Source organism: Modestobacter sp. NPDC049651, assembly GCF_040659695.1.
Lineage (GTDB): Bacteria > Actinomycetota > Actinomycetes > Mycobacteriales > Geodermatophilaceae > Modestobacter.
In genome coordinates this window covers 112,944-133,204 of sequence record NZ_JBFAOG010000009.1, presented here as the reverse complement: position 1 = coordinate 133,204, position 20,261 = coordinate 112,944, and the positions used below count along the sequence as shown (strand labels likewise).

General features: G+C 74.6%; 22 protein-coding genes. 9 read left to right on the top strand and 13 right to left on the bottom strand.

Annotated elements, in window-relative coordinates; translation table 11 throughout:
* Positions 1 to 15 precede the first annotated feature (15 nt).
* The 5 genes from AB0J00_RS14295 to AB0J00_RS14275 form a co-directional block, all read right to left on the bottom strand.
* Complete coding sequence (locus AB0J00_RS14295) at positions 16 to 834, bottom strand: IclR family transcriptional regulator C-terminal domain-containing protein (protein ID WP_357745496.1); 819 nt, start codon at positions 832 to 834, stop codon at positions 16 to 18.
* Positions 835 to 930: 96 nt separating this feature from the next.
* A complete protein-coding gene (locus AB0J00_RS14290; protein WP_357745494.1) occupies positions 931 to 1,761 on the bottom strand; it encodes an ABC transporter ATP-binding protein in 831 nt (276 codons plus the stop codon).
* A complete protein-coding gene (locus AB0J00_RS14285) occupies positions 1,751 to 2,530 on the bottom strand; it encodes an ABC transporter permease subunit (RefSeq protein ID WP_357745493.1) in 780 nt (259 codons plus the stop codon). Before AB0J00_RS14285 ends, AB0J00_RS14290 begins: the two co-directional genes overlap by 11 nt.
* Positions 2,527 to 3,381: an ABC transporter permease gene (locus AB0J00_RS14280; RefSeq protein ID WP_357745491.1), complete on the bottom strand. Its 855-nt coding sequence runs from the start codon at positions 3,379 to 3,381 to the stop codon at positions 2,527 to 2,529. Before AB0J00_RS14280 ends, AB0J00_RS14285 begins: the two co-directional genes overlap by 4 nt.
* A gap of 86 nt (positions 3,382 to 3,467) precedes the next feature.
* Positions 3,468 to 4,466 carry an ABC transporter substrate-binding protein gene (locus tag AB0J00_RS14275; RefSeq protein ID WP_357745488.1) on the bottom strand — a complete coding sequence of 333 codons (999 nt, stop codon included), beginning with the start codon at positions 4,464 to 4,466 and terminating at the stop codon, positions 3,468 to 3,470.
* Between the two features lie 240 nt (positions 4,467 to 4,706).
* Here AB0J00_RS14275 and AB0J00_RS14270 point away from each other — a divergent pair, with 240 nt between their 5' ends.
* Both AB0J00_RS14270 and AB0J00_RS14265 read left to right on the top strand, forming a co-directional pair.
* Complete coding sequence (locus tag AB0J00_RS14270) at positions 4,707 to 6,446, top strand: dihydroxy-acid dehydratase (protein ID WP_357745486.1); 1,740 nt, start codon at positions 4,707 to 4,709, stop codon at positions 6,444 to 6,446.
* Positions 6,446 to 7,813: an FAD-dependent oxidoreductase gene (locus AB0J00_RS14265; RefSeq protein ID WP_357745484.1), complete on the top strand. Its 1,368-nt coding sequence runs from the start codon at positions 6,446 to 6,448 to the stop codon at positions 7,811 to 7,813. Before AB0J00_RS14270 ends, AB0J00_RS14265 begins: the two co-directional genes overlap by 1 nt.
* A 90-nt stretch (positions 7,814 to 7,903) precedes the next feature.
* On the opposite strand, the gene AB0J00_RS14260 is transcribed toward AB0J00_RS14265, so the two are convergent.
* Entirely contained in the window at positions 7,904 to 9,112 is a 1,209-nt protein-coding gene (locus AB0J00_RS14260) for a cytochrome P450 (RefSeq protein WP_357745481.1), read from the bottom strand.
* 67 nt (positions 9,113 to 9,179) lie between these two features.
* On the opposite strand from AB0J00_RS14260, the gene AB0J00_RS14255 reads away from it, so the two are divergent.
* Together AB0J00_RS14255 and AB0J00_RS14250 are read left to right on the top strand one after the other, a co-directional pair.
* The gene (locus AB0J00_RS14255; protein WP_357745479.1) at positions 9,180 to 10,115 is read left to right on the top strand and encodes a DUF5926 family protein; all 936 of its coding nucleotides are present in this window, start codon (positions 9,180 to 9,182) and stop codon (positions 10,113 to 10,115) included.
* Positions 10,116 to 10,340: 225 nt separating this feature from the next.
* Positions 10,341 to 11,342 carry a cytochrome c oxidase assembly protein gene (locus AB0J00_RS14250; protein WP_357745478.1) on the top strand — a complete coding sequence of 334 codons (1,002 nt, stop codon included), beginning with the start codon at positions 10,341 to 10,343 and terminating at the stop codon, positions 11,340 to 11,342.
* 46 nt (positions 11,343 to 11,388) lie between these two features.
* On the opposite strand, the gene AB0J00_RS14245 is transcribed toward AB0J00_RS14250, so the two are convergent.
* On the bottom strand, positions 11,389 to 11,949 hold the full coding sequence (locus tag AB0J00_RS14245) for a sigma-70 family RNA polymerase sigma factor (protein WP_357745475.1): 561 nt from the start codon (positions 11,947 to 11,949) through the stop codon (positions 11,389 to 11,391).
* A gap of 47 nt (positions 11,950 to 11,996) precedes the next feature.
* Here AB0J00_RS14245 and AB0J00_RS14240 point away from each other — a divergent pair, with 47 nt between their 5' ends.
* From AB0J00_RS14240 to AB0J00_RS14230, 3 genes are all read left to right on the top strand, one after another.
* On the top strand, positions 11,997 to 12,743 hold the full coding sequence (locus AB0J00_RS14240; RefSeq protein ID WP_357745472.1) for a zf-HC2 domain-containing protein: 747 nt from the start codon (positions 11,997 to 11,999) through the stop codon (positions 12,741 to 12,743).
* Positions 12,744 to 12,777: 34 nt separating this feature from the next.
* On the top strand, positions 12,778 to 13,533 hold the full coding sequence (locus AB0J00_RS14235; protein ID WP_357745469.1) for a DUF4184 family protein: 756 nt from the start codon (positions 12,778 to 12,780) through the stop codon (positions 13,531 to 13,533).
* Between the two features lie 94 nt (positions 13,534 to 13,627).
* Complete coding sequence (locus AB0J00_RS14230) at positions 13,628 to 14,080, top strand: VOC family protein (RefSeq protein WP_357745466.1); 453 nt, start codon at positions 13,628 to 13,630, stop codon at positions 14,078 to 14,080.
* 118 nt (positions 14,081 to 14,198) lie between these two features.
* Here the strand turns inward: AB0J00_RS14230 and AB0J00_RS14225 are convergent, their stop codons facing one another.
* Genes AB0J00_RS14225 through AB0J00_RS14215 form a run of 3 tightly spaced genes read right to left on the bottom strand, consistent with a single transcriptional unit; the run spans position 14,199 to position 16,712 of the window.
* Entirely contained in the window at positions 14,199 to 14,900 is a 702-nt protein-coding gene (locus AB0J00_RS14225; RefSeq protein ID WP_357745464.1) for a hypothetical protein, read from the bottom strand.
* Complete coding sequence (locus AB0J00_RS14220; RefSeq protein WP_357745461.1) at positions 14,897 to 15,430, bottom strand: MarR family winged helix-turn-helix transcriptional regulator; 534 nt, start codon at positions 15,428 to 15,430, stop codon at positions 14,897 to 14,899. The genes AB0J00_RS14225 and AB0J00_RS14220 overlap by 4 nt, the downstream gene beginning before the upstream one ends.
* A 58-nt stretch (positions 15,431 to 15,488) precedes the next feature.
* Entirely contained in the window at positions 15,489 to 16,712 is a 1,224-nt protein-coding gene (locus tag AB0J00_RS14215; RefSeq protein WP_357745458.1) for an arginine deiminase, read from the bottom strand.
* A 159-nt stretch (positions 16,713 to 16,871) separates the two neighbouring features.
* On the opposite strand from AB0J00_RS14215, the gene AB0J00_RS14210 reads away from it, so the two are divergent.
* On the top strand, positions 16,872 to 17,096 hold the full coding sequence (locus tag AB0J00_RS14210) for a hypothetical protein (RefSeq protein WP_357745455.1): 225 nt from the start codon (positions 16,872 to 16,874) through the stop codon (positions 17,094 to 17,096).
* A gap of 23 nt (positions 17,097 to 17,119) precedes the next feature.
* Here AB0J00_RS14210 and AB0J00_RS14205 read toward each other — a convergent pair whose 3' ends face one another.
* From AB0J00_RS14205 to AB0J00_RS14195, 3 genes are all read right to left on the bottom strand, one after another.
* Positions 17,120 to 17,302: a DUF1059 domain-containing protein gene (locus AB0J00_RS14205; RefSeq protein ID WP_357745453.1), complete on the bottom strand. Its 183-nt coding sequence runs from the start codon at positions 17,300 to 17,302 to the stop codon at positions 17,120 to 17,122.
* Positions 17,303 to 17,371: 69 nt separating this feature from the next.
* On the bottom strand, positions 17,372 to 17,698 hold the full coding sequence (locus AB0J00_RS14200; RefSeq protein WP_357745452.1) for an STAS domain-containing protein: 327 nt from the start codon (positions 17,696 to 17,698) through the stop codon (positions 17,372 to 17,374).
* Between the two features lie 35 nt (positions 17,699 to 17,733).
* Positions 17,734 to 19,437 (bottom strand): FAD-binding oxidoreductase, encoded by a 1,704-nt coding sequence (locus AB0J00_RS14195; protein WP_357745450.1) that lies wholly within the window; start codon positions 19,435 to 19,437, stop codon positions 17,734 to 17,736.
* Positions 19,438 to 19,595: 158 nt separating this feature from the next.
* On the opposite strand from AB0J00_RS14195, the gene AB0J00_RS14190 reads away from it, so the two are divergent.
* Positions 19,596 to 20,228: a hypothetical protein gene (locus AB0J00_RS14190; RefSeq protein WP_357745447.1), complete on the top strand. Its 633-nt coding sequence runs from the start codon at positions 19,596 to 19,598 to the stop codon at positions 20,226 to 20,228.
* The last annotated feature ends 33 nt before the right edge of the window (positions 20,229 to 20,261 follow it).

The following is a 20,261-nucleotide window of genomic DNA, read 5'->3' as shown; positions in this document are numbered from 1 at the left end:
CGCGGACGGGCGACCTCAGACGGCGCTGTGGTCGGCCCAGTTGCCGTTCGACCGGTAGAACTGCGGGTTCGCCGCGCGGTAGGTGCGGCCGATGCTGTCCGCCGCCTCGACCAGCACCGGGACGATCGTCTCGACCATGCTCTCCACGGTCTCCCGGGAGGTCGTCGTCGACACCGCGAGCGCGCCGACCGCGGCGCCGTCCAGCACGATGGGCGCGGCGGCCGACAGCCGGCCGGGGGTGTACTCCTCGACCGACAGGTCGTAGCCCTGCTCCCGCACCAGCGCCAGCCGCTCCCGGAACTCGGCCGGGTCGGTGACGGTGTTCGGGGTGATCGCGACCAGGTCCGCAGCCGCCAGGAACTCCGCGAGCTCCTCCTCGGTCGCGTACGCCAGCAGCGCCTTGCCCAGTGCCGTCGCGTACGCGGGCAGCTTCATGCCGATCCGGATGGCGCCGGGCATCGGCCGCTGGTCCTCGACCCGCGCCACGTGGATGACCTCGGTGCCCTCGAGGACGCCGAGGCTGCAGGTCTCGTTGGTCCGCTCGACGACGTCGTTGAGCACCGGGTACGCCACCTCGGGCAGCGACGACGCGGCGAAGTAGCCGGAGCCCAGCTCGAGGATGCGCGGGGTGAGGCTCCACAGGCCCTTGTGCAGCCGGGCGTAGCCGAGGTGCTCGAAGGTCAGCAGGATGCGGCGGACGACGGGCCGCGGCAGGTCCGCCCGGGCGGCCACGTCGCTCATCGTCAGCTGGCCCTCGCGGCCGGCGAACACGCGCAGCACCGCGACCCCGCGCTCGATGCTCTGGACCCGGTCCCGGTCCCGGGTGTCGGTCACCCGTCCTCCCCACGTCCAGACTGTCGGACAACCCTACGACGTGCCCGGGGCGGCGGGCCGGGACGGCGGGCGCCCCGACCCGCCGCCCCGGTGCGGTCAGGCGGCGGCGTCCGCGTTGTACCCGCGCTTGGCCCGCTGGATCTGCTCGTACACGTGGTGCCGCAGCTCGACGAACCGGGGCAGCGACCGGGTCTCCAGCTGGTCGCGGTCCCGCGGCAGGTCGATGTGCAGGTCCTCCTGCACGATCGTGGGCGACGACGACAGGATGACGACCCGCTCGCCGAGGTACACCGACTCGTCGATGTCGTGCGTCACGAACAGCACGGTCAGGCCGAGCCGCCGCCACACCGACCGCACCAGGTCCTCGAGGTCGGCGCGGGTCTGCGCGTCGACCGCGGCGAACGGCTCGTCCATCAGCAGCACCTCGGGCCGGTAGGCCACCGCCCGCGCGATGGCCACGCGCTGCTGCATGCCGCCGGACAGCTGCCACGGGTAGGACTGCGGCACGTGGTCGAGCCCGACCGCCTCCAGCGCCTCGGCCACCCGCTCGGCCCGCTCGGCCTTGGGCACGCCGGCCGCGCGCAGCGGCAGTTCGACGTTGGCGTGCACCTTCATCCACGGGTACAGCGACCGGCCGTACTCCTGGAAGACCAGCGCCATGTTCCGCGGCGGTCCGTCGACCAGCTTGCCGTCGACGGTCACCCGGCCCGACGTGGGCGCCATCAGGCCCGAGATGCACTTGAGCAGCGTGGTCTTGCCCGAGCCGGACGGCCCGACGAGGCAGACGAACTCGCCCCGGTGCAGGTCGAAGGTCAGGTCGCGCACCGCCTCGACCGGCCCGGCCGAGGTCGGGTAGACCTTCTGCAGCTGCTGGACGGACAGCAGCGGGTCTCCCGCGCCGCGCACCGCCGAGATGTCACCGGTCATTGGACTCAGCCTCCCGCTGGCCGTGGTACCAGCCGAGCATCGATCGTTCGAAGACCCGGAAGAGCAGTGCCAGCGCGACCCCGAGGAGCCCGAGGACCAGGATGCCGCCCCACATCGGGCCGTTCTGGAAGGTGCGCTGGAAGAGGATGATCTGCGAGCCGAGCCCGCCCCCGGTGACGGCGTACATCTCCGAGACGACCATCAGGATGATGGCGATCGGCAGGGCCAGCCGGATGCCGGTCGCGATCCGCGGCAGCGCCGCCGGGAGCACGAAGAACCGCAGCCGGTTCCACCCGCTGATGCCGTAGGTGCGGGTCGTGTCCGACAGCACCTCGTCCACGGAGCGCACCCCGTCGACGGTGTTGAGCAGGATCGGCCACAGGCAGCCCAGCGCGATCAGGAAGACCTTGGAGCTGCTGTCGATGCCCATCAGCAGCAGCAGCACCGGGAGCAGCACCGGCGGGGGCACCGCGCGGATGAACTCCAGCAGCGGGCTGAGCAGCTTGCGCACGACCCGGTTCGAGCCGATGACGACGCCGAGCACGATGCCGCCGACGACGGCCGACAGCAGGCCGACCGCCAGCCGGGTCAGCGAGGGCAGCACCTGGTCCCACAGCAGCGACTTGAGCCAGATGTTGACGAAGTCGTCGACCAGCTGGCGCGGCTCGGGGATGAACGGGTCGGTGTTGTCGATCGTGGTCGCCCACCAGATCGCGATGAGGACGATCGGCAGCGTGATCCCCGCGGCGACCGAGCGGACGGCCCTCACGACCGGCCCTCCGCCCGGACCGAGGGGTGCCAGCGCAGCGCGGAGCGCTCGACCGACTGCATGACCGCGTTCAGCGCGAGCCCGAGGAAGCCGGCGAGCAGCGCGAGCGCGTAGACGGTGTCGACGTTGCCGGCGCTCTGGTTGCGGGCCAGCAGGTCGCCCAGGCCGGGGGTGCCGACGACGAGCTCGATCGTGATGGCCACGACCAGCGCGATGGTCCCCGACATGCGCACCCCGGTCATGAGGTAGGGCAGCGCGGTGGGCCAGGTGACGTAGCGGGCGCGCCACCACCAGTTGAGGCCGTAGCTGCGGGCGGTGTCCCGGGCCACCGGGTCGACGTCGGCGACGCCGCTGGTGACGTGCACGAGGATCACCCAGAAGCAGGCCCACACGACGATGAACACGGTCGCCGACGGGGTGATGCTGAAGACCACGATCGCGATCGGGATGAGCGCGACCGAGGGGATCGGGCGCAGGAACTCGATGGTCGAGGAGGTCCACCGCCGGAGGAAGCGGCTGGACCCGATGGCGATCCCGAGGACGACGCCGCCGACCAGGGAGAGCACCAGGCCGATGGCCCAGGAGCGCATCGTGTCGCCCAGCGCCGTCCAGAACTCGCCGGTGCCGAGCAGGTCGACCACCTCGCGCGCGACCGTGCTGAACGGCGGCAGGTAGGTGCTGTTGACGAGGTCGGCCCGGGAGACCAGCTCCCACAGCGCGATGAAGCCCGCGACGCCGACGACGCCGAGGACCAGGTTCGAGCGCCGGCCGCGCTGGACCGGTGCGGGCGGGGCGACCAGCGACGGGAGCTCGGCGGGCAGCTCCGTGGCGGTCGGGTGGGTCTGCGTCATCCGGCAGTGCTCCTTCCTCCGGATCCGGTGGGCCCGACGGTGGGCCCGGTGGTGCGGGGCCCCGGTCGGGGCCCCGCACCGGTCGGTCAGGGCTTCCAGATGAGCTTGTCGAGGTCGACCTTCTTCTTCACCAGGCCGAACTTCAGCGAGGCGTCCGCGAGCGGCTGCATGTTCTCCGCGGTGAGCGGCAGCTTGCCGTAGGAACCGAGCCGGATCTTCGCGGCGAGCGAGGGGTCGATCTTGGTGAACTCGGCGATCGTGTTCCGCAGCCCGGCGTCGTCCTTGAGGGCGAGGGCGTTGGAGTCGTTGATGGCCTTGGCGACCTGCTTGTAGTACTCGGGGTCCTTCTCGACGGCCTTGCGGCTGGCGTACCAGACACCGGCGACGACGGCCTTGTCGCTGAGCAGCGCGTGCGGGTTGGCGAGGGTGCGGAAGCCCTTCTCGCGGCCGAGGGTGCCGAACGGCTCGCCGGCGACGAAGGCGTCGATGGCGCCGCTCTCGAGCGCCGCGGGCTGGTCCGGGATGGGCAGCTCGACCCACTGCACCTTGCTCGGGTCACCGCCCTGGGCGTCGATGGCGATGTCGGCGAGCAGCTGCACGTAGCCGCCGAGCGCGTTGACCGCGACCTTCTTGCCCTCCAGGTCCTTGGCCGACTGCAGCTTGCTGTTCGGCAGCACGAGGATGTCGTTGATGCCGTTGTTCGGGTCGTCGGCGGTGGCGCTGGCCGGCGCGATGAGCGTCAGGTCGATGCCGTTCTCGACGGCCTGGAAGACGGCGGTCACGCCGCCGTAGCCGATCTGGTAGTCGCCCGACATCACCGCGGAGATGATGTTCGGCGAGGAGTTCGCCGTCTTGACGGTCAGGTCGAGCCCGTCGTCGGTCCAGACGCCCTGCTTCTGGCCCATCACGATGGGGCCGGCGTCGGTCACCGGGATGACGCCCGCGGTGACGGGGCGGGTGCCGCCGCTCGACGCGGCGGCCGGCGCGGCCGCCTGGTCGTCGTCGCCGCCGCCGCACGCGACGAGGCCGGTGGCCATGAACGCGGTCAGCGCGACGACCCCGGTCCGGGTCAGTGCTCGAGCCATGGGCTTCCTCCTGGGGATGGGCGTACCGACCCGGTGACGCCGTTGTCTGGGCTGGTGCTCGTCCCGGTCGGCACCGGCCCCGCGAGGGGCTGTGGCCTGGGACACAGGCGGCAGGCTAGCCAGACGAACCCACGCTTGGCAACGCATTGCGACACGATGTCCGCAATGCGTACATTCGACATCCGTGGGGTCCCGCAACGATGCGGGGGAGCCCCTCCGCCGACCGACAGCGAGGACGAGATGCCCGACCTGCGCAGCAACTTCTCCGCGACCTCCGCGCTCGGGCTGGCCCGACGGGCGCAGTGGCGGTCGCTCGGCATCGCGCCGGAGGAGCTGAGCAAGCCCAAGGTCGCCATCGTCAACACGTCCTCGGACCTGGCCGCCTGCTACGCGCACCTCGACGGGATCGTCGCGGTGCTCAAGGACGAGCTGCGGGCGCTGGGCGTGCTGCCGTTCGAGATCCGCACGACCGCGCCGTCGGACTTCGTCACCAGCGCCGGTCGCGCCGGGCGGTACATCCTGCCCAGCCGCGACCTGATCGTGAACGACATCGAGGCGGTGGTCGAGGGCGCCAAGCTCGACGCGATGATCTGCCTCAGCTCGTGCGACAAGACGACCCCGGCGCACCTGATGGCCGCCGGCCGGATGAACATCCCGACGGTCATCGTGCCGTGCGGCTACCAGCACAGCGGGCTGGCCGAGGGGCGCGAGGCCGACGTCGAGGAGGTCTTCCTCCTCGCCGCGCAGGCCGCGGTGACCGGGGAGCCGACCGACCACCTGGCCGACCTCGCCGACGACGCGATCCTCGGCCCCGGCGTCTGCTCGGGCATGGCCACGGCGAACTCGATGCACATCGCCGCGCTGGCGCTGGGCATGGCGGTGCCCGGCTCCGCCCCGGTGCGCGCCAACAGCGCCCCGATGTGGGACAACGTCCGCCGGTCCGCCCGGGCGCTGGTCGACGCGATCGAGCACGACGTCCGCCCGCGCGACGTCATCACCGCGGCCTCGGTCCGCAACGCCGTCCGCACGATGCTGGCCATCGGCGGGTCGATGAACACGATCAAGCACCTGCAGGCGGTGGCCATCGAGGCCGGCGTCGAGGTCGACGTCTGGTCGGCCTACCGCGAGCTCGGGCGCGAGACGCCGCTGCTGAGCTCGGTGCGGCCCAACGGGCCCTACCTGATCGAGCAGTTCGAGGACGCCGGTGGCGGCGCGACCGTGCTGCGGGAGCTGGCGCCGCTGCTGGACACCGCGCAGCGCACGGTCGGCGGCGGCACGCTGGCCGACGACCTCGCGACCGCCCGGCCCGCCGACGGCGAGGTGATCCGCCCGCTGTCCGACCCGTTCGGCAACACCCCGGCGATCACCGTGCTGCGCGGCACGCTCGCCGCCGACGGCGCGGTCGCCAAGCGCCCCGTGCCGGACCCGGACCCGCCGCGGTTCACCGGACCGGCCCGGGTGTTCGCCAACCGCGAGGAGGCGATCGAAGGCATCGCCAGCGGCCGGATCAAGCCCGGCGACGTCGCGGTGATCCGCGGCATCGGCGTCGCCGGTGGCCCGGGCATGGGGATGACCTCGGCGTTCATCTTCGCGCTGCACGCGCGCGGGCTCGCCGAGTCGGTCGCGCTGGTGACCGACGGCCAGTTCAGCGGCCTGGTCAACCAGGGCGTGACGGTCGGCGAGGTCTCGCCCGAGGCCGCCGCCGGCGGGCCGCTGGGCCTGGTGCAGGACGACGACGTGATCGACATCGACCTCGCCACCGGCCGCCTCGACCTGCTGGTGCCCGAGGACGAGCTCGCCGCCCGGCCGCCCTACCAGCCCCCGGCCGACGCCGACACCGGCGGCGGGATGCTCGACCAGTACCGCGATCTCGTCCAGCCGCTCGCCTGCGGCGCCGTGCTGTGCGCCCGCGAGAACGGGGACCCCAGCGCGTGCGTCGCGTCGTCCTCGTCCCCCTCCCGCGTCGTCAAGGAGTCCTGATGTCCGATGCACTGACCCTGCCGGCCCGCACCGTGCCCGTCCTGGGCGAGTACGACGTGGTGGTCATCGGTGGTGGCCCCGCCGGCATCATGGCCGCGACCGCCGCCTCCCGCGCGGGCCGCTCGACGCTGCTCATCGAGCGGTACGGGTTCCTCGGGGGTGCGGGCACGATGGGCGGGCTGAGCACCTTCTGCGGCCTGCACGCCCGGGTGCACGGCGTCGACCAGCTGGTCGTGCACGGCTACACCGACGAGCTGCTGGACCGGCTCACCGCCCTCGACGGGCTGAACACCCCGCACCTGACCGTCGAGAACCGGATCATGGCGCAGGCCTTCGACATCTCCGCCTACAAGATCGCCGCCGACGAGCTCGTGCTGGCCGGCGGCGCGGAGCTGCTGTTCCACACCACCGTGACCGGCGTGGTCATGGACGGCGAGGACACCATCGCCGGGGTCGTCGTGGAGTCCAAGTCCGGGCCGGGCGTCGTCCGGGGCCGGTTCTTCATCGACGGCTCGGGCGACGCGGACGTCGCGGTGGGCGCCGGGGTGCCGGTCGAGCGCTCCGAGCACCTGCTCTACCCGTCGCTGATGTTCCGGATCAACGGGGTCGACCCGGTCGAGGCCGGCGACGCCTGGCGCACGATCAAGGTCCTGATGGAGGACGCCGAGGCCGCGGGCACCCACTCGTTCCCGCGCAAGAAGCCGATCGTCCGGCCGCAGCGCAACCCGCTGGAGTGGCGGTCCAACCTCACCCAGCTCAGCAACCCCGACGGCTCGGCGGTCGACGGCACCGACGTCCGGCAGCTGACCCACGGCGAGATCCAGGGCCGCCGTCAGGTGCGCGACACGTTCGCGTTCATCCGCGAGCGGACGCCGGGCTTCGAGAACTCCTACGTCGTCGACATCGCGCCGCAGATCGGCATCCGGGAGACCCGGCGGATCGTGGGGCCGTACCAGCTCACCGAGGACGACGTGCTCGAGTGCGTCGACTTCGACGACACGATCGGCGTCAACGGCTGGCCGGTCGAGGCGCACGTGCAGGGCGACGTCGAGTTCCGCTTCCCTCGCGCCGAGGACTCCCGCGGCTACAACCAGCTGCCCTACCGGATGATCGTGCCGCAGGGTGTCGGCAACCTGCTGGTCGCCGGCCGGTGCGCGTCGATGACCCAGCTGGGTCAGTCCTCCGGCCGGGTCACCGGGCCCTGCTTCGTGATGGGCCAGGCCGCCGGCACCGCCGCGGACCTCGCGCTGGAGCACGGCACCACCGCGGCCGGCGTCCCGGTCGACCAGCTGCAGCAGCGGCTGGTCGCGGCCGGCGCCTACCTGGGCACCGACCTGCCCGCGGACGCTCCGGTCCCCGCCGCCTGACCCGTCTGCCCGTCACAGGCAACGGAAGCTCTGCACCCACTTTCCCGCCGGGAACCGGGTGCAGAGCTTCCTTTGCCTGAGGCCCTGGGGTCAGGCGGTGAGCACCACCGGCAGGTCGCGCAGGCCGCGGATCACGAACTCCGGACGGCGCTGCGCCGGGGCACCGAGCTCCAGCCGCGAGGTGCGGGACAGCAGCGCGCCGAACGACGCCTGCAGCTCGACCCGGGCCAGCGGGGCGCCGATGCAGAAGTGCACCCCGGCGCCGAAGGAGATGTGCGGGTTGTCGGTGCGGCCGACGTCCAGCGTGTCGGGGTCGGTGAACACCGCGGGGTCGCGGTTGGCGCTGCCCAGCAGGGCGGCGATCTTCTGCCCCTCGGTGACGGTGACCCCGCCGATCTCCACGTCGGCGGTGGCGGTGCGTTCGAACAGCTGCAGCGGCGAGTCGAAGCGCATCAGCTCCTCGATCGCGGTGGGCAGCAGCGACGGGTCCTCGCGCAGCCGCTGCAGCTGGTCGGGGTGCTCCAGCAGCGCGAGCAGCCCGTTGCCCGACACGTTGACCGTCGCCTCGTGCCCGGCGTTGAGCAGCAGGACGCAGGTGGTGACCAGCTCGTCCTCGGTCAGCCGGTCGCCCTCGGAGTCGCGCACGGTGACCAGGTGGGTGAGCAGGTCCTCGCCGGGGGACCGCCGGCGCTCGGCGGCCAGCGCGCGCAGGTACTCGACGAACTCGGCGGCGGCGGTCTCGGCGGCGTCCTCGATCTCCGTCGTCCGGCCGTACTCGTACATCTTCACGATCGCGTTCGACCAGGGCCGCAGCAGCGGCCGGTCGGCGGCCGGCACGCCGAGCAGCTCGGCGATGACCGCGACCGGCAGCTCCTCGCTCATCCCGGACAGCACGTCGACCGGCGTCCGGCCGGCCGACCGCTCGACCAGCTGGTCGACCAGGGAGTCGGCCAGCTCCTGCACCCAGGGCCGCAGCCGCTCGACGTGCCCGCGGGCGAACGCCGCGCTGATCAGCCGGCGCAGCCGGGTGTGCGTCGGCGGCTCCATCTCCAGGATGGCGTTGCGGTGGATGAGGTTGAACTGGTCGAACCGCTCCGCCGGGGCCTTGTCCCGCCAGATGCGGCCCAGCCGGCGGTCGCGGAGCACCGCGTTCGCCTCGGTGTGGGTGAACGCCAGCCACAGGCCCAGCCGCTCGTCCCACTGCACCGGTGCCTGGGCCCGCGCCACGGCGAACGCCGGGTACGGGTCGGCCACCACGGCCGGGTTCGAGAGGTCGAGCGGAGAGGGCGCCAGCGTCACGGACCGAGGGTAAGGCGCGCCCCGCCCGCTGCTGCCGCTGGTGTGGGGTGCCACCTACCCTCGGCGCATGGCCCGCTCCGCGACCCGCCGTCCCGCCGCCGCCCCGGCCGCCGACGGCGAGATCAACCCGAAGGCCCCCTGCCCCTGTGGCTCGGGCCGCAAGTACAAGCACTGCCACGGCTCGTCGTACGCGCCCGTCGTCCGCCGGCCCTTCGAGGGCCTGCCCGGTGAGGCCGACTGGGTCGCGCTACGCGAGCTGGTGCCGGCCGCGGTCGCGCCGCTGACCACCGCCGACGGCCGCGCCGTGACGCTGGCCAGCGTGCTGCCCGGCGGTGCGCCGGCGCTGGTGCGCGCCAACGGCGAGATCATGCTCGGCGCGCAGCTGCCGACCGCGTCCGACGACGTCAGCCGCGACCTCGGGACGGCGCTGGCCGCCGCGCTGGAGTCGCCGAAGGGCACCCCGGTCGACCCGGGCCCGGTCGGCGCGGCCGGCTCTGCGGGCCCGCGGCTGCAGGAGCTGCTCGACCTCTCCGCCCCGCTGGTGGTCGACGTCCGCAACGACTTCGGCTTCTGGCTGGAGGGCACCGACCCCAGCCCGCAGGCGCTGGCCGGGCTGCAGCAGGCCAACGACATGCTGATGCCGACCGCCCGGCTGACCGACCTGGGCGCCGCCTACTGGTGCCGGCCCAGCGACGAGCGGGCGCACCTGCGCTGGGTGCGCCCCGAGCCGGAGGAGCGGCTGCTGGACGCGCTGGCCCGGCTGTCGGCCGCCGAGCAGGTCCTGCTGGGGGAGGGCACCCGCTACGCCGGGGCGTTCCGCGCCCACGGGCTGGTCGTGCCGGTGTGGGACCTGCCCGCTGACACCCCGGCCGAGGAGTGGCAGGGTCCGGCGGCGGAGCTGGACGCGCGGCTGACCGCGGCGCTCGCCGTCGACACCCCGCTGGACGCCGACGAGCGGCGCGCCCGGGCGGGCCTGCTGTCCCGCCAGATCACCCTCCGCTGACCCCGGCTTCGATCAGGTGACCTGATCGAAGGGCGTCCCCCCGCACCAACGCTGCTGCAGGGGGACGCCCTGTGGTGCGGGCGGACGCGGCCGTGCGGCGGCGCGACGGGCGGTTCCGGGAACCGGACGGCCGCCGTGGACGACGGAGGAGGTGGCGCGGCGCGGCCCGGGTCACCGGCCTACCGTGGACGGCGCCAGCGGCGCGGCAGAGGAGTGTGCGAGCGAATGGACCACGGCGGCATGGGCGGCATGGGCGGCGGGATGAGCCACATGCACCTGCCCGAGGCACCTCCCACGGTGGGCCGGGTGCTGGGCCTGGACCTCGGCGCCGCCTCCGCGCTGGCCTGGATGGCGCTGGCCCTCGGGGTCGTCTACCTGGTGGGCGTCCTCGTGCTGCGGCGCCGCGGCGTCCAGTGGCCGTGGGTGCGCACCGCCAGCTGGCTGGCCGGCGTCGGCAGCGTCTTCTACGTGACCGCCAGCGGCCTGCAGACCTACGGCATGGGGCTGTTCAGCCTGCACATGGTCCAGCACATGGCGCTGACCATGGTCTCGCCGCTGCTGATGCTGCTCGGCGCGCCGGTCACCCTGGCGCTGCGGGTGCTGCCGAGCTCGCGGGGCACCGCCGGGGCGCCGCGGCGGCTGCTGCTGGCGGGCCTGCACAGCCGGCTGGCCCAGTTCGTGTCGAACCCGCTGTTCACGATCCCGCTGTTCATCGTGAGCCTCTACGGCGTCTACTTCACGCCGGTCTTCGACGACCTGATGGCCAACCCGTTCGGCCACTGGTTCATGCTCACGCACTTCCTGGTCACCGGGCTGCTGTTCTTCGGGCCGATCCTGGCGATCGACCCGTGGCCGCGCCGGTCGGGCCACGGCGCCCGGATGCTCGAACTGCTGCTGCCCGCTCCGTTCCACGCCTTCTTCGGCGTCATCGTGATGATGAGCAGCAGCCTGGTCGTCACGTCGTTCCAGCACGCGCCGGCGTCCTGGGACGTCGACCCGCTGTGGGACCAGGGCGCGGCCGGCGGCATCGCCTGGTCGTTCGGCGAGTTCCCGACGGTGATCGTGCTGGCGGTCGTGTTCTTCCAGTGGAGCCGCTCGGAGGAGCGCGCCAACCGGTCGACGGAGCGGGAGCGGGACCGGGCGATCGCCCGCGGCGAGTCCGGCGACGACCCGGAGCTGCTCGCCTACAACGAGCGCCTGCGCCGCCTCGCCGCCCAGCGCCCGTAGGTGTCGGAGTGTGCGGCCGCAGGTTTCCTGCCGTCCTGCACTCCACTCAGGACGACGACGTGCCGCGGGTGCGCGGGTGGTCGGCGGCGACGAGCGCGGCGACCAGGTCGGCGCGGGCCCGGGCGACCCGGGAGCGGATGGTGCCCACCGGGCAGCCCACCACCTCGGCGGCCTCGGCGTAGGGCAGCCCCATCAGCTGGGTGAGCACGAACGCCTCGCGCCGCTCGGGGTCCAGCCGGTCGAGCACGTCCTGCGCGGCGACGGTGCCGCCGACCTCGTCGTCCGGGAGGTCGCGGACCAGCTCACCGAGGTCGGTGTCCTCGCCGACGAGCACCAGCCGGCGGCGCTTCTTGGCGCGCAGGTGGTCGGCGCAGACCCGCCGGGCGATGGACAGCAGCCAGGTGCGCAGGCTCGAGCGGCCCTCGAACCGGGCCAGCGCCGGCAGCGCGCGCAGGAAGGTCTCCTGGGTGAGGTCCTCGGCCACCTGCCGGTCGGCGAGGTGGGCGCACAGCCGCCACACATCCGCCTGGGTCTCGCGGATCAGCGCGGCCTGCGCCGCGACGTCGCCCCGGGCCGCCTGGGCCGCGAGGCGCTCCAGCTGACCCACGTCTTCTCCCCGGGAACTGAGCGATTGCCGCCGACGACTATCCCACCGTGCGCTGTGCAGCTTGTCGTGAGGCCGTCTCCGCGGGTCTGGACGGCGAGTCGCCCGGGGTCCCGCAGCAGTGGGTCGACGAGCACCTGGCCGGGTGCGCGGCCTGCCGTGGCTGGGCGGAGGCGGCCGCCGAGGTCACCCGCCGGGCGCGGCTGACGCCGGTCGACGTCGCCGTCCCGGACGTGACCGCCGCCGTGCTGGCCCGGTTGCCCGGGGCGCGGGTGCACGGCCCGCGCCGCTGGGTGGACATCGCGCTGCGGGTGGCGCTGCTGGCCGCCGGCATCGGGCAGCTGGCGGTCGGGCTGCCGGCGCTGGACGGCGGTGGCGCGCACGCCGGGCACATGGCGATGCCGGTGCACCTCTCGCACGAGACCGGCGCGTGGAACCTGGCGCTGGCCGCCTGCTTCCTCGGGGTGGCGGCGCTGCCGCGGCTGGCGGCCGGGGCGCTGCCGTTCCTGCTGTCGTTCGCCGCGCTGCTGGGCTGGGTCACCTTCGGCGACCTGCGCGCCGGGCACGTGCCGGCCGACCGCGCGGTGGCGCACCTGCTGCTGTTCGCCGGGGCGGTGCTGGTGAGCGTGCTGGCCTGGCGCGGCCGGACGCCGGGCCGCGGGCCGGTGGGGGAGCTGCTGGGCAGGTTCACGTCGTGGCGCGAGGGCCGGGACGCCGGCCGGATGGCCCGGGACGCCGAGCCGCTGCGCCGTCCGCCGGCGGGTGCGCCGGCCGTCGCCGACCGCCGCGCGGCGTAGCCCGGCTCGACCTGCGGCGCCCTAGGGTGCCCGGGTGCCGTTCACCCTGGTCCACCCCGCGGCGGTGCTCCCGCTTGCGCGGACGCCGCTGGTGCCCTCGGCGCTGGCGGCCGGCGCGATGGCGCCGGACCTGCCGTACTACGTCTCGCTGCGGTGGCTGGGCGGCGACTACAACCTGACGCTCACCCACAGCTGGACGGCGGTGCTGTGGTTCGACCCGTTGATCGCGCTGGTGCTGCTGGCGGTGTTCCAGCTGCTGCTCGAGCGGCCGTTGCTGGCCCTGCTGCCGCCGGCCGCAGCAGGACGGGCGGCACGGGCGGCGAGGAGTTTCACGTGGCACCGGATCGGCTGGCTGCTGCTGTCGCTGGTCGCCGGGGCGGCGACGCACCTGGCCTGGGACGCGCTGGACGACGTCGCCGGGTACGGCTGGTCGTCTCGGCTCAACTTGCTCAGCGGGGTGGTCGGCGCTGTCGTGCTGCTGGTCTGGGCGGTGCGGTGGTGGCGGACGACGGCCGTCGAGCCGGTGCCGGCCGGGCTGCTGCTCGGGCGCCGGGTGCAGGCGGGGGTGGTCGCCGTGGCGGTGGTCGTGGCGCTGGTGGCCGGGGCCGTCGGCGCGGTCGGGGAGTGGCAGCAGGTGCGGGACGACGGGATCACCGGCGCCGCCGACCTGGCGCAGTACGCGGCCCGCGCGTTCGCGATCGACGCCGCGACCGCGCTGGCCGTGGTGATGGCCGTCCACGCCCTGTCCTGGCACCTCAGCCGGCTGGGCAGGGCGCCGCGCCCGGCCTGAGCCGGACGACGGCCTGCCGCCTGCACCGATGAGTTCCGCCGGGCCGGCCGGTCCTGACCTCGACGCCATCGCACCACCGACCTGGAGGTCTTCCGTGACCGCAGCTGCCCACCCCGGCCGCCACCTGTTCGTCACCATCCCCGTCGCCGACCTCGAGCGCAGCAAGGCGTTCTTCGCCGCGCTCGGGTTCACCTTCGACCCGGCCTTCTCCGGCGAGACCGCCGCCTGCATGGTGGTGGGCGAGCAGGCCAGCGTCATGCTCGGCACCCACGAGACCTTCGCGCAGTACTCGCACCGGCCGATGGCCGATCCCGCCACGCACGCGCTGGCGCTGTTCAGCTTCAACGTGGGGACCCGCGAGGAGGTCGACGACGTCGCTGCGGCCGCGCTGGCCGGGGGTGGGGCGGAGGCGGACGGCCCCGAGGACCACGGGTTCATGTACTCGCGCAGCTTCTTCGACCTCGACGGTCACGGCTGGCAGGTCATGTGGATGGACCCGGCCGCGGCCCAGCAGGGCGCGCCTGAGGAGGCAGCGGCGGCCCGGTAGGCCGACGCGCCGGCACGCCGGGTCGGTCCGCTCCCCTGCGGCGGGAGCTCGGACGAGACGGGCCACCTCGCGCACCTGGTCGTAGACGGCGGCGACGAGCTCCTCGTCCACGCCGCGCCTATGCCCCAGGGCCGACCAGGTGGCCGGCGACGGCTGCCAGCGCGTCGCGGACCGCGGCTCGGCCGTGCTCGGTCGCGGGGCCGGTGTCGAAGCCGTGCTGCGCCGCCGGTACCCGGATGGTCGTCAGGCCGGCGGGGCGCGCGTCGAGCAGCGCCTGCTGCCCGGCGACGAATCCCGGGATCTCGTGCTCCACGAGCGTGAGCACCACCGGGGTGCTCCCCAGCCCGTCCACGGCGTCGGACAGGGACGGCCAGCCGGGGATGTCCTCGGTGGGCAGCAGGGGATAGGTCAGCGCCACGCAGCGCAGCCAGTCGTGGCCGGCGGCCAGGAGCGGGTAGGCGAGCGGACCGCCGCCGGAGAAGAACCAGACGGCGACCGTGTCGCCGTCCACCTCGCCACCGCCGCGCAGCTCGGACAGCACCCGGTCGAGCGTCTCTGCGGCCTGCGGGTAGCGCATGCCACCGGTCAGCTCGTGGTCGAACACCGCGGCGGCCACCCCGCGGTGCGCGAGCTGGGAGGCATAGGCACGGAAGAACGGCGTGCGGCGTGGGCTCACCGGCGGGGGCTGCTCGAACAGGCCGTGCACCAGTAGGACGACGGGCGGCCGTCCGCCGTCCGCCGGCAGGTAGAGGTCGGTGCCGCCGCGGTCGACGGGGTCGACGAGCCGGGTGGGGAGGACGAGGTCGGGGGCCTGGTTCACGGGAGCTCCTGGTCCTGGTCGGAGAGCCGGCGGATGCGATCGGTGAGGGTGGCCAGCACGGCAGCGCACCGCACGAGGTCCGCGCTGTCGAGGTCGCCGGCGACCCGGTCGAGGTTCGCGAGCTCGCGCCGGTGCACCTCGGCGAAGGTCCGCCGGCCGTGGCCGGTCGCGGTGACGAGCCGGGAGCGCCGGTGCTGCGGGTTGTCCGCGAGCTCGACGAGCCCGCGGTCCGCGCCCGTGTCGACGAGCGCCTGGACGCTCTGCCGGGTGATGGCGAACTCGCGGGCGACCTGCGGGACGGTCAGGGGCCCCCGCTCGAGCACGAGCTCCAGCACGGCGCGCAACGCCATCGTCAGCTCGGTGCCGTCCAACGCGTCGTCCACGGCCCGGCCGGCGGCCTGGTAGAGCGGGCGCACCTGCTGCAGGACCCGGTATGCCGCAGCGCCCGCGCCGATCGGGTCGGCATCGCCGCCTGCCCCGGTGGTCACCGCCAGGGTGTCATCCGGGCGGCTGGGCGTCGATCGCGGCATGACAGGTAGCCTGTCGAAAAGACAGGTCGACTGTCAAGAGCAATGGAAAGAGCGTCGGCTATCCCAGCGGCGCGCGGTCGATCGGGCAGGACATGCAGCGCGGTCCGCCGCGGCCGCTGCCCAGCTCCGACCCGGCGATCCGCAGCACCTCGATGCCGGCGGCCTCCAGCGCCGCGTTCGTGACGGTGTTCCGCTCGTAGGCCACCGCCAGCCGCGGCGCCAGCGCGAGGGTGTTGTTGCCGTCGTCCCACTGCTCGCGCTCGGCGGTCACCGGGTCCAGCCCGGTGTCGATCACCCGCAGCCGGTCGATGCCCATCGCCGCCGCGGCGGCCAGCAGGAACGGCTGCGGTCCCGTGACGGACAGCTCCACCACGTCGTCGTCGTCCGGCAGCTCGGGACCGGCGGTGACCGTCCAGGCCGGCAACGTGTCCGCGACCGGTGGGTACATGACCATCGCGTCGGCGTCGACCATCGTGGCGATGGTGTCCAGGTGCATCGTCGCCCGCTGCTGCGCGATCGGGACGGCGAGCACCGTGTGCGCCAGCCCCCGGGCGAACACCCGCCGGGCCAGCCGCTCCGCGCCGCCGGGCGTCGTCCGCTCGCCCACCCCGACCGCCAGCACGCCGGGCGCCAGCACCAGGACGTCCCCGCCCTCCAGGTGCTCCAGCCCCGGCTCGTACAGCTGCCCGGTGCCGGCGAACCGCGGGTGGTGCGCGTAGACCGCCGCCAGCAGCGCGCTCTCCCGCCGCCGCGCCGGCATCGCCAGCGAGGTGACCGCGACCTGGTCGCCCACCCACACCGACGAGTCCCGGGTGAACAGCAGGTTCGGCGACGGCGGGACGACGAAGTCCCCGCGGCCCATCAGCTGGTAGGCCAGCCCCCGCCCACCGGGCAGCTCGTCGTGCGCCAGCCCGGCGATCAGCGCGTGCGCCAGGTCCTCGGACGCCAGCCCGGCCAGGTGCTCGGCGGTGGCCCGGCGCAGCGTGGCGCCCAGCCGCGGGTCGTCGACGGCGGTGCCGATCACCGCGTCGCGGGCGGCCGGCGCCTCGAGCGCCTCGGCCAGCAGCTGGTCGACGTACAGCACCTCGACGCCGCGGTCGGTGAGCGTGGCGGCGAACGCGTCGTGCTCGTGCTGCGCCCGGTCGACCCACGGGATGCCGTCGAACAGCAGCTCGTCGTTGTTGCGCGGGGTCAGCCGGCGCAGCTCGTCGCCGGGGCGGTGCAGCAGCACGGTGCGCAGCTGCCCGACCTCGCTCGTCACCTGGTGCGCGGCGGCCGTCATGCCCCGAAGCCTCGCCGATCTTGGTCGCACCGGCCACCGGTGCACGCCGTCCGTGCCGCTTTCGGCGCCGAAAGTGGAACCGCTTCCGGCGCGGGGAGCAGGGGTGACACCGGCCACGGGTGCTCCCGGCCGGGCGGGCCGGCGTGGTGCACTGGCGCGGTGAGCGCGCCGACCCCGACCCACCCCCGCTGGTTCGTCGTCCTCGTCGCGGCGGGCATCGCCCTGGTCGTCGCGGCGCTGGCGCTGCTCGTGCTGAGCGCGACCGGGGTCGACCGGCTGCCCTCGGCGGTGTTCGTGCTGGTGGTCGTGCTCGCCGCGCTGGCCGGCGGTGCGATCAGCCGGGTGCTCGTCCCGAAGCTGCCCCCGCTCGGCCGGCGCGGCTGACCTCGCCGGTCAGCAGCCCGGGCTCAGGCGACCGGGCGGATCGCCGCCCGGGCCGCGGCCGCCAGCTCCGGCGTCACGTCGGCCTCGGTCATCCCGTGCGCGAACTGCACGTGCACGGTGCCGTGGGCGAGCAGCTCGTCGTCGCTGCCCGCGCGGAACGCCGCGCCGCAGCCGGGGATCAGGTCGCCGCAGTGGAACTCCTCCATGCCCTGCTCATCGGCGACCGCCCGGCGCGGCTGCAGCCGGGCGGCCGCCGTCCACCCGGGCGGGGGAGGTCAGCGGGCGGCGGCGTCCGGCCGGGTGAGCCCGGCCTGGTCCAGCAGCGGGCGCAGCCGGGCGGGTGCGCCGTGGACCTGCAGCTCCCGGCCGGCGCGCCGCGGCCGCCGGGCCAGGTGCACCAGCAGCTGCACGGCCGCGGCGTCCAGCGACGTCACCGCCGACAGGTCGACCCGCTCCGGCCACAGCGCCGGCGGCACCCGCAGCCGGAACGCGCGGACGACGTCCTTGCCGACCACCCCGCTGAACACCAGCACCGCGCCGTCCGCGTCGGTGAGGGCGATGGAGCCCGGCACCGCGCCGGCACCCACCTCCACCTCGGACATGGAGGATCCCTACCCGGTCGTCCACCACGGAACCGTCAGTCGGGCAGCAGCACCCCCGGGTTGCAGATGCCGTGCGGGTCCAGCTGCCGCTTGACCGCGCGCAGCACGTCGACGCCCAGCCCGCCGACCTCCTCGGCGAGCCACGGCCGGTGGTCGACGCCGACGGCGGAGTGGTGGGTGAGCGTGCCGCCCGCGGCCAGCAGCGCGTCGGTGGCCGCGCGCTTCGCCGACAGCCACTGCTGGATCGGCAGGTCGTCGTCCCGGTCGGCCAGCACGGTGAACGTCAGCGAGGCGCCGGTCGCGTAGCCGTGCGCCACGGAGGTGAGCACCAGCGGCTGCTTCCCCGGCGCGGCCAGCGACGTCTGCAGCGCCCCCCGGACGGCGTCGTACACCGCAGGCAGCGCCGTCCAGGTGGCCGCGGTCTCCAGCACCTCGACCAGCAGCCCGCCGTCCAGCAGCCGGTCGCGCAGGTAGGGCGCGGTGAACCGGTCGCGCCGCCACTGCTCGCCCACCCGCCGGCCCAGCCGCGCGGCGCCCTCCTCGCCGAGGACGGAGGCCGCGGCGCGCTGGCGGGCGCGCACCAGGGTCGGCAGGCCCTCCCAGCCGACCACCAGCAGGCAGCCCTCGCCGTGCCGGCGGGCGCGCAGCGAGCCGCGCAGCGCCCGCGCGCCGGCGCCGGTCGCCTGGAGCAGGGTGGTGCGCGTCTCGTGCTCGTCGGACAGCCGGACGACGTCCGGCAGCAGGCCGTGCCGGGCCAGCCGCTGCAGCCCGGCCAGCCCCGCGGCCCAGCTGCGGAACGACCAGCCCTCGTACCGGGTGGCCCGCGGTACCGGGCGCACCCGCAGCCGCAGCTCGGTGATCACCCCGAGCGTGCCCTCCGAGCCCAGCGCCAGGCCCAGCAGGTCCGGTCCGGCGGCCGACGCCGGCGGCGAGCCCAGCTCCAGCACCCCGGACGGCGTGGCGAGCGTGAGCCCCGCGACCAGGTCGTCGAACCGGCCGGTGCCGGTGGCCGACTGCCCGGCCGAGCGGGTCGCCGCGTAGCCGCCCAGGGTGGCGTACTCCCAGCTCTGCGGGAGGTGGCCGAAGGTGAGCCCCTCGGTGGCCAGCGCCGCCTCGAACAGCGGCCCGCGCATGCCCGGGCCCACGGTGACCAGCGACGACGGGCCGTCGATCGAGCGGATGGCGGCCATCCGGCGGGTGTCGACGGCGACCACCGGCCGGTCGTCGGCGTCGGTGCCGGCCAGCCCGCCGGCCACGCTGGTGCCGCCGCCGAAGGGCACCACGACGACGCCCCGCTCGCTGCACAGCTGGAGCAGCGCCGCGGTCTCCTCGGTGCTGCCGGGCAGCACGACGGCGTCCGGGGCGTCGCTGGCGTCGCCCTCGCGGCGGCGCAGCAGGTCCAGGTAGCTCTTGCCGCCGGCGTGGGTGAGCCGCGCGGTGCGGTCGTCGGCGACGTGCTCGGCGCCCACCAGGTCGGCCAGCGCCGCGCGGTCCGCCGCGGGCAGCCGGGAGGGGGCGAGCCGGATGTCGGCGACCGGCACCGGGGGCGTGCTGCGCGGCGTCCAGCCCAGCTCCCGGGTCAGGTACCGGCGGGCGGCGCGGGGGAGCGCGGTGCGCAGGTCGGGGTCGCGCTCGAGCTCCAGCACGCCGTCCGCCGAGTCGGGCCGCTCGCCGACCCGCGCGACCCGGGAGCTGCCCGGCCCCCAGCCCTGGACCGTCAGTTCCGGTTGGTCGACCACCGCCCCAGTCTGCCCGGGCCGGCCGGCGGCGCGGTACCGACCCAGGGCGACCACGGGCCCGATCCGGCCCGTCCGTCACACGGCTCCCGCGGGACGCCGCACGGCGTGGTGGGCTGCCGATGAGGGGTGAGCAACGCCGTTCAAGGGGGAGTGGTTCCGTGAGTTCGCCGAGCACAGGTCCGGGGTCGGTCGACTCAGCGCTCGCCACGCTGGGCTGGTGGCTGGTCGACGACGACGACCGGGTCGCCGGCGGCCCGTTCCCCAGCCAGGTGGACGCCGCGGTGGCCGAGCTGGCCGTCGCCGCCGCCGGCCCCGTGCGCGCCCTCTACGGCCTGCGGATGGACGACGACACCGTGCTGACGCGGTTCTCCCCGGAGGACCAGACCTGGCTCACCCACCTGTCCGACCAGCTCAACCGGCTGGCCGACGAGTGGGACCTGCTGATCTCCGACGCCGACCCGCTCACCGGCCTGGTGTGCGAGGTCGCGGCCGCGGTGGTGGAGTCCGGGCTCTCGCTGCACGACTGCACCGGCCGCACGCCGAGCCGCCCGCTGGGCGGGGTGTGCCTGACGCCGAGCCCCGCGCAGGCCGGCGTCCTCGTGTCCTGGGCGCAGCACGACCGGATGGCGGTGCACCGCATCCGGGGCAGCGCGGCCGAGCGCGCCGCGCAGCGGACGATGAGCGCCGCGGTCGCCGACGTGCTGGACGCGTACGGCTTCGTGGTCTCCCGCTTCGAGGGGACGACGGCCTTCCTGGTGCAGGCCGGCGCGGAGACCGATCTCAGCATCTGAGACGAGCTTCCCACGTAGTGGGCAGCAGGTGCA

Coding starts and splice junctions, on each gene's coding strand:
- AB0J00_RS14290 (WP_357745494.1), bottom strand. CDS start 1,761: ATGACCGGTGACATCTCGGCGGTGCGCGGCGCGGGAGACCCGCTGCTG.
- AB0J00_RS14280 (WP_357745491.1), bottom strand. CDS start 3,381: ATGACGCAGACCCACCCGACCGCCACGGAGCTGCCCGCCGAGCTCCCG.
- AB0J00_RS14275 (WP_357745488.1), bottom strand. CDS start 4,466: ATGGCTCGAGCACTGACCCGGACCGGGGTCGTCGCGCTGACCGCGTTC.
- AB0J00_RS14270 (WP_357745486.1), top strand. CDS start 4,707: ATGCCCGACCTGCGCAGCAACTTCTCCGCGACCTCCGCGCTCGGGCTG.
- AB0J00_RS14265 (WP_357745484.1), top strand. CDS start 6,446: ATGTCCGATGCACTGACCCTGCCGGCCCGCACCGTGCCCGTCCTGGGC.
- AB0J00_RS14255 (WP_357745479.1), top strand. CDS start 9,180: ATGGCCCGCTCCGCGACCCGCCGTCCCGCCGCCGCCCCGGCCGCCGAC.
- AB0J00_RS14250 (WP_357745478.1), top strand. CDS start 10,341: ATGGACCACGGCGGCATGGGCGGCATGGGCGGCGGGATGAGCCACATG.
- AB0J00_RS14220 (WP_357745461.1), bottom strand. CDS start 15,430: ATGCCGCGATCGACGCCCAGCCGCCCGGATGACACCCTGGCGGTGACC.
- AB0J00_RS14215 (WP_357745458.1), bottom strand. CDS start 16,712: ATGACGGCCGCCGCGCACCAGGTGACGAGCGAGGTCGGGCAGCTGCGC.
- AB0J00_RS14205 (WP_357745453.1), bottom strand. CDS start 17,302: ATGGAGGAGTTCCACTGCGGCGACCTGATCCCCGGCTGCGGCGCGGCG.
- AB0J00_RS14200 (WP_357745452.1), bottom strand. CDS start 17,698: ATGTCCGAGGTGGAGGTGGGTGCCGGCGCGGTGCCGGGCTCCATCGCC.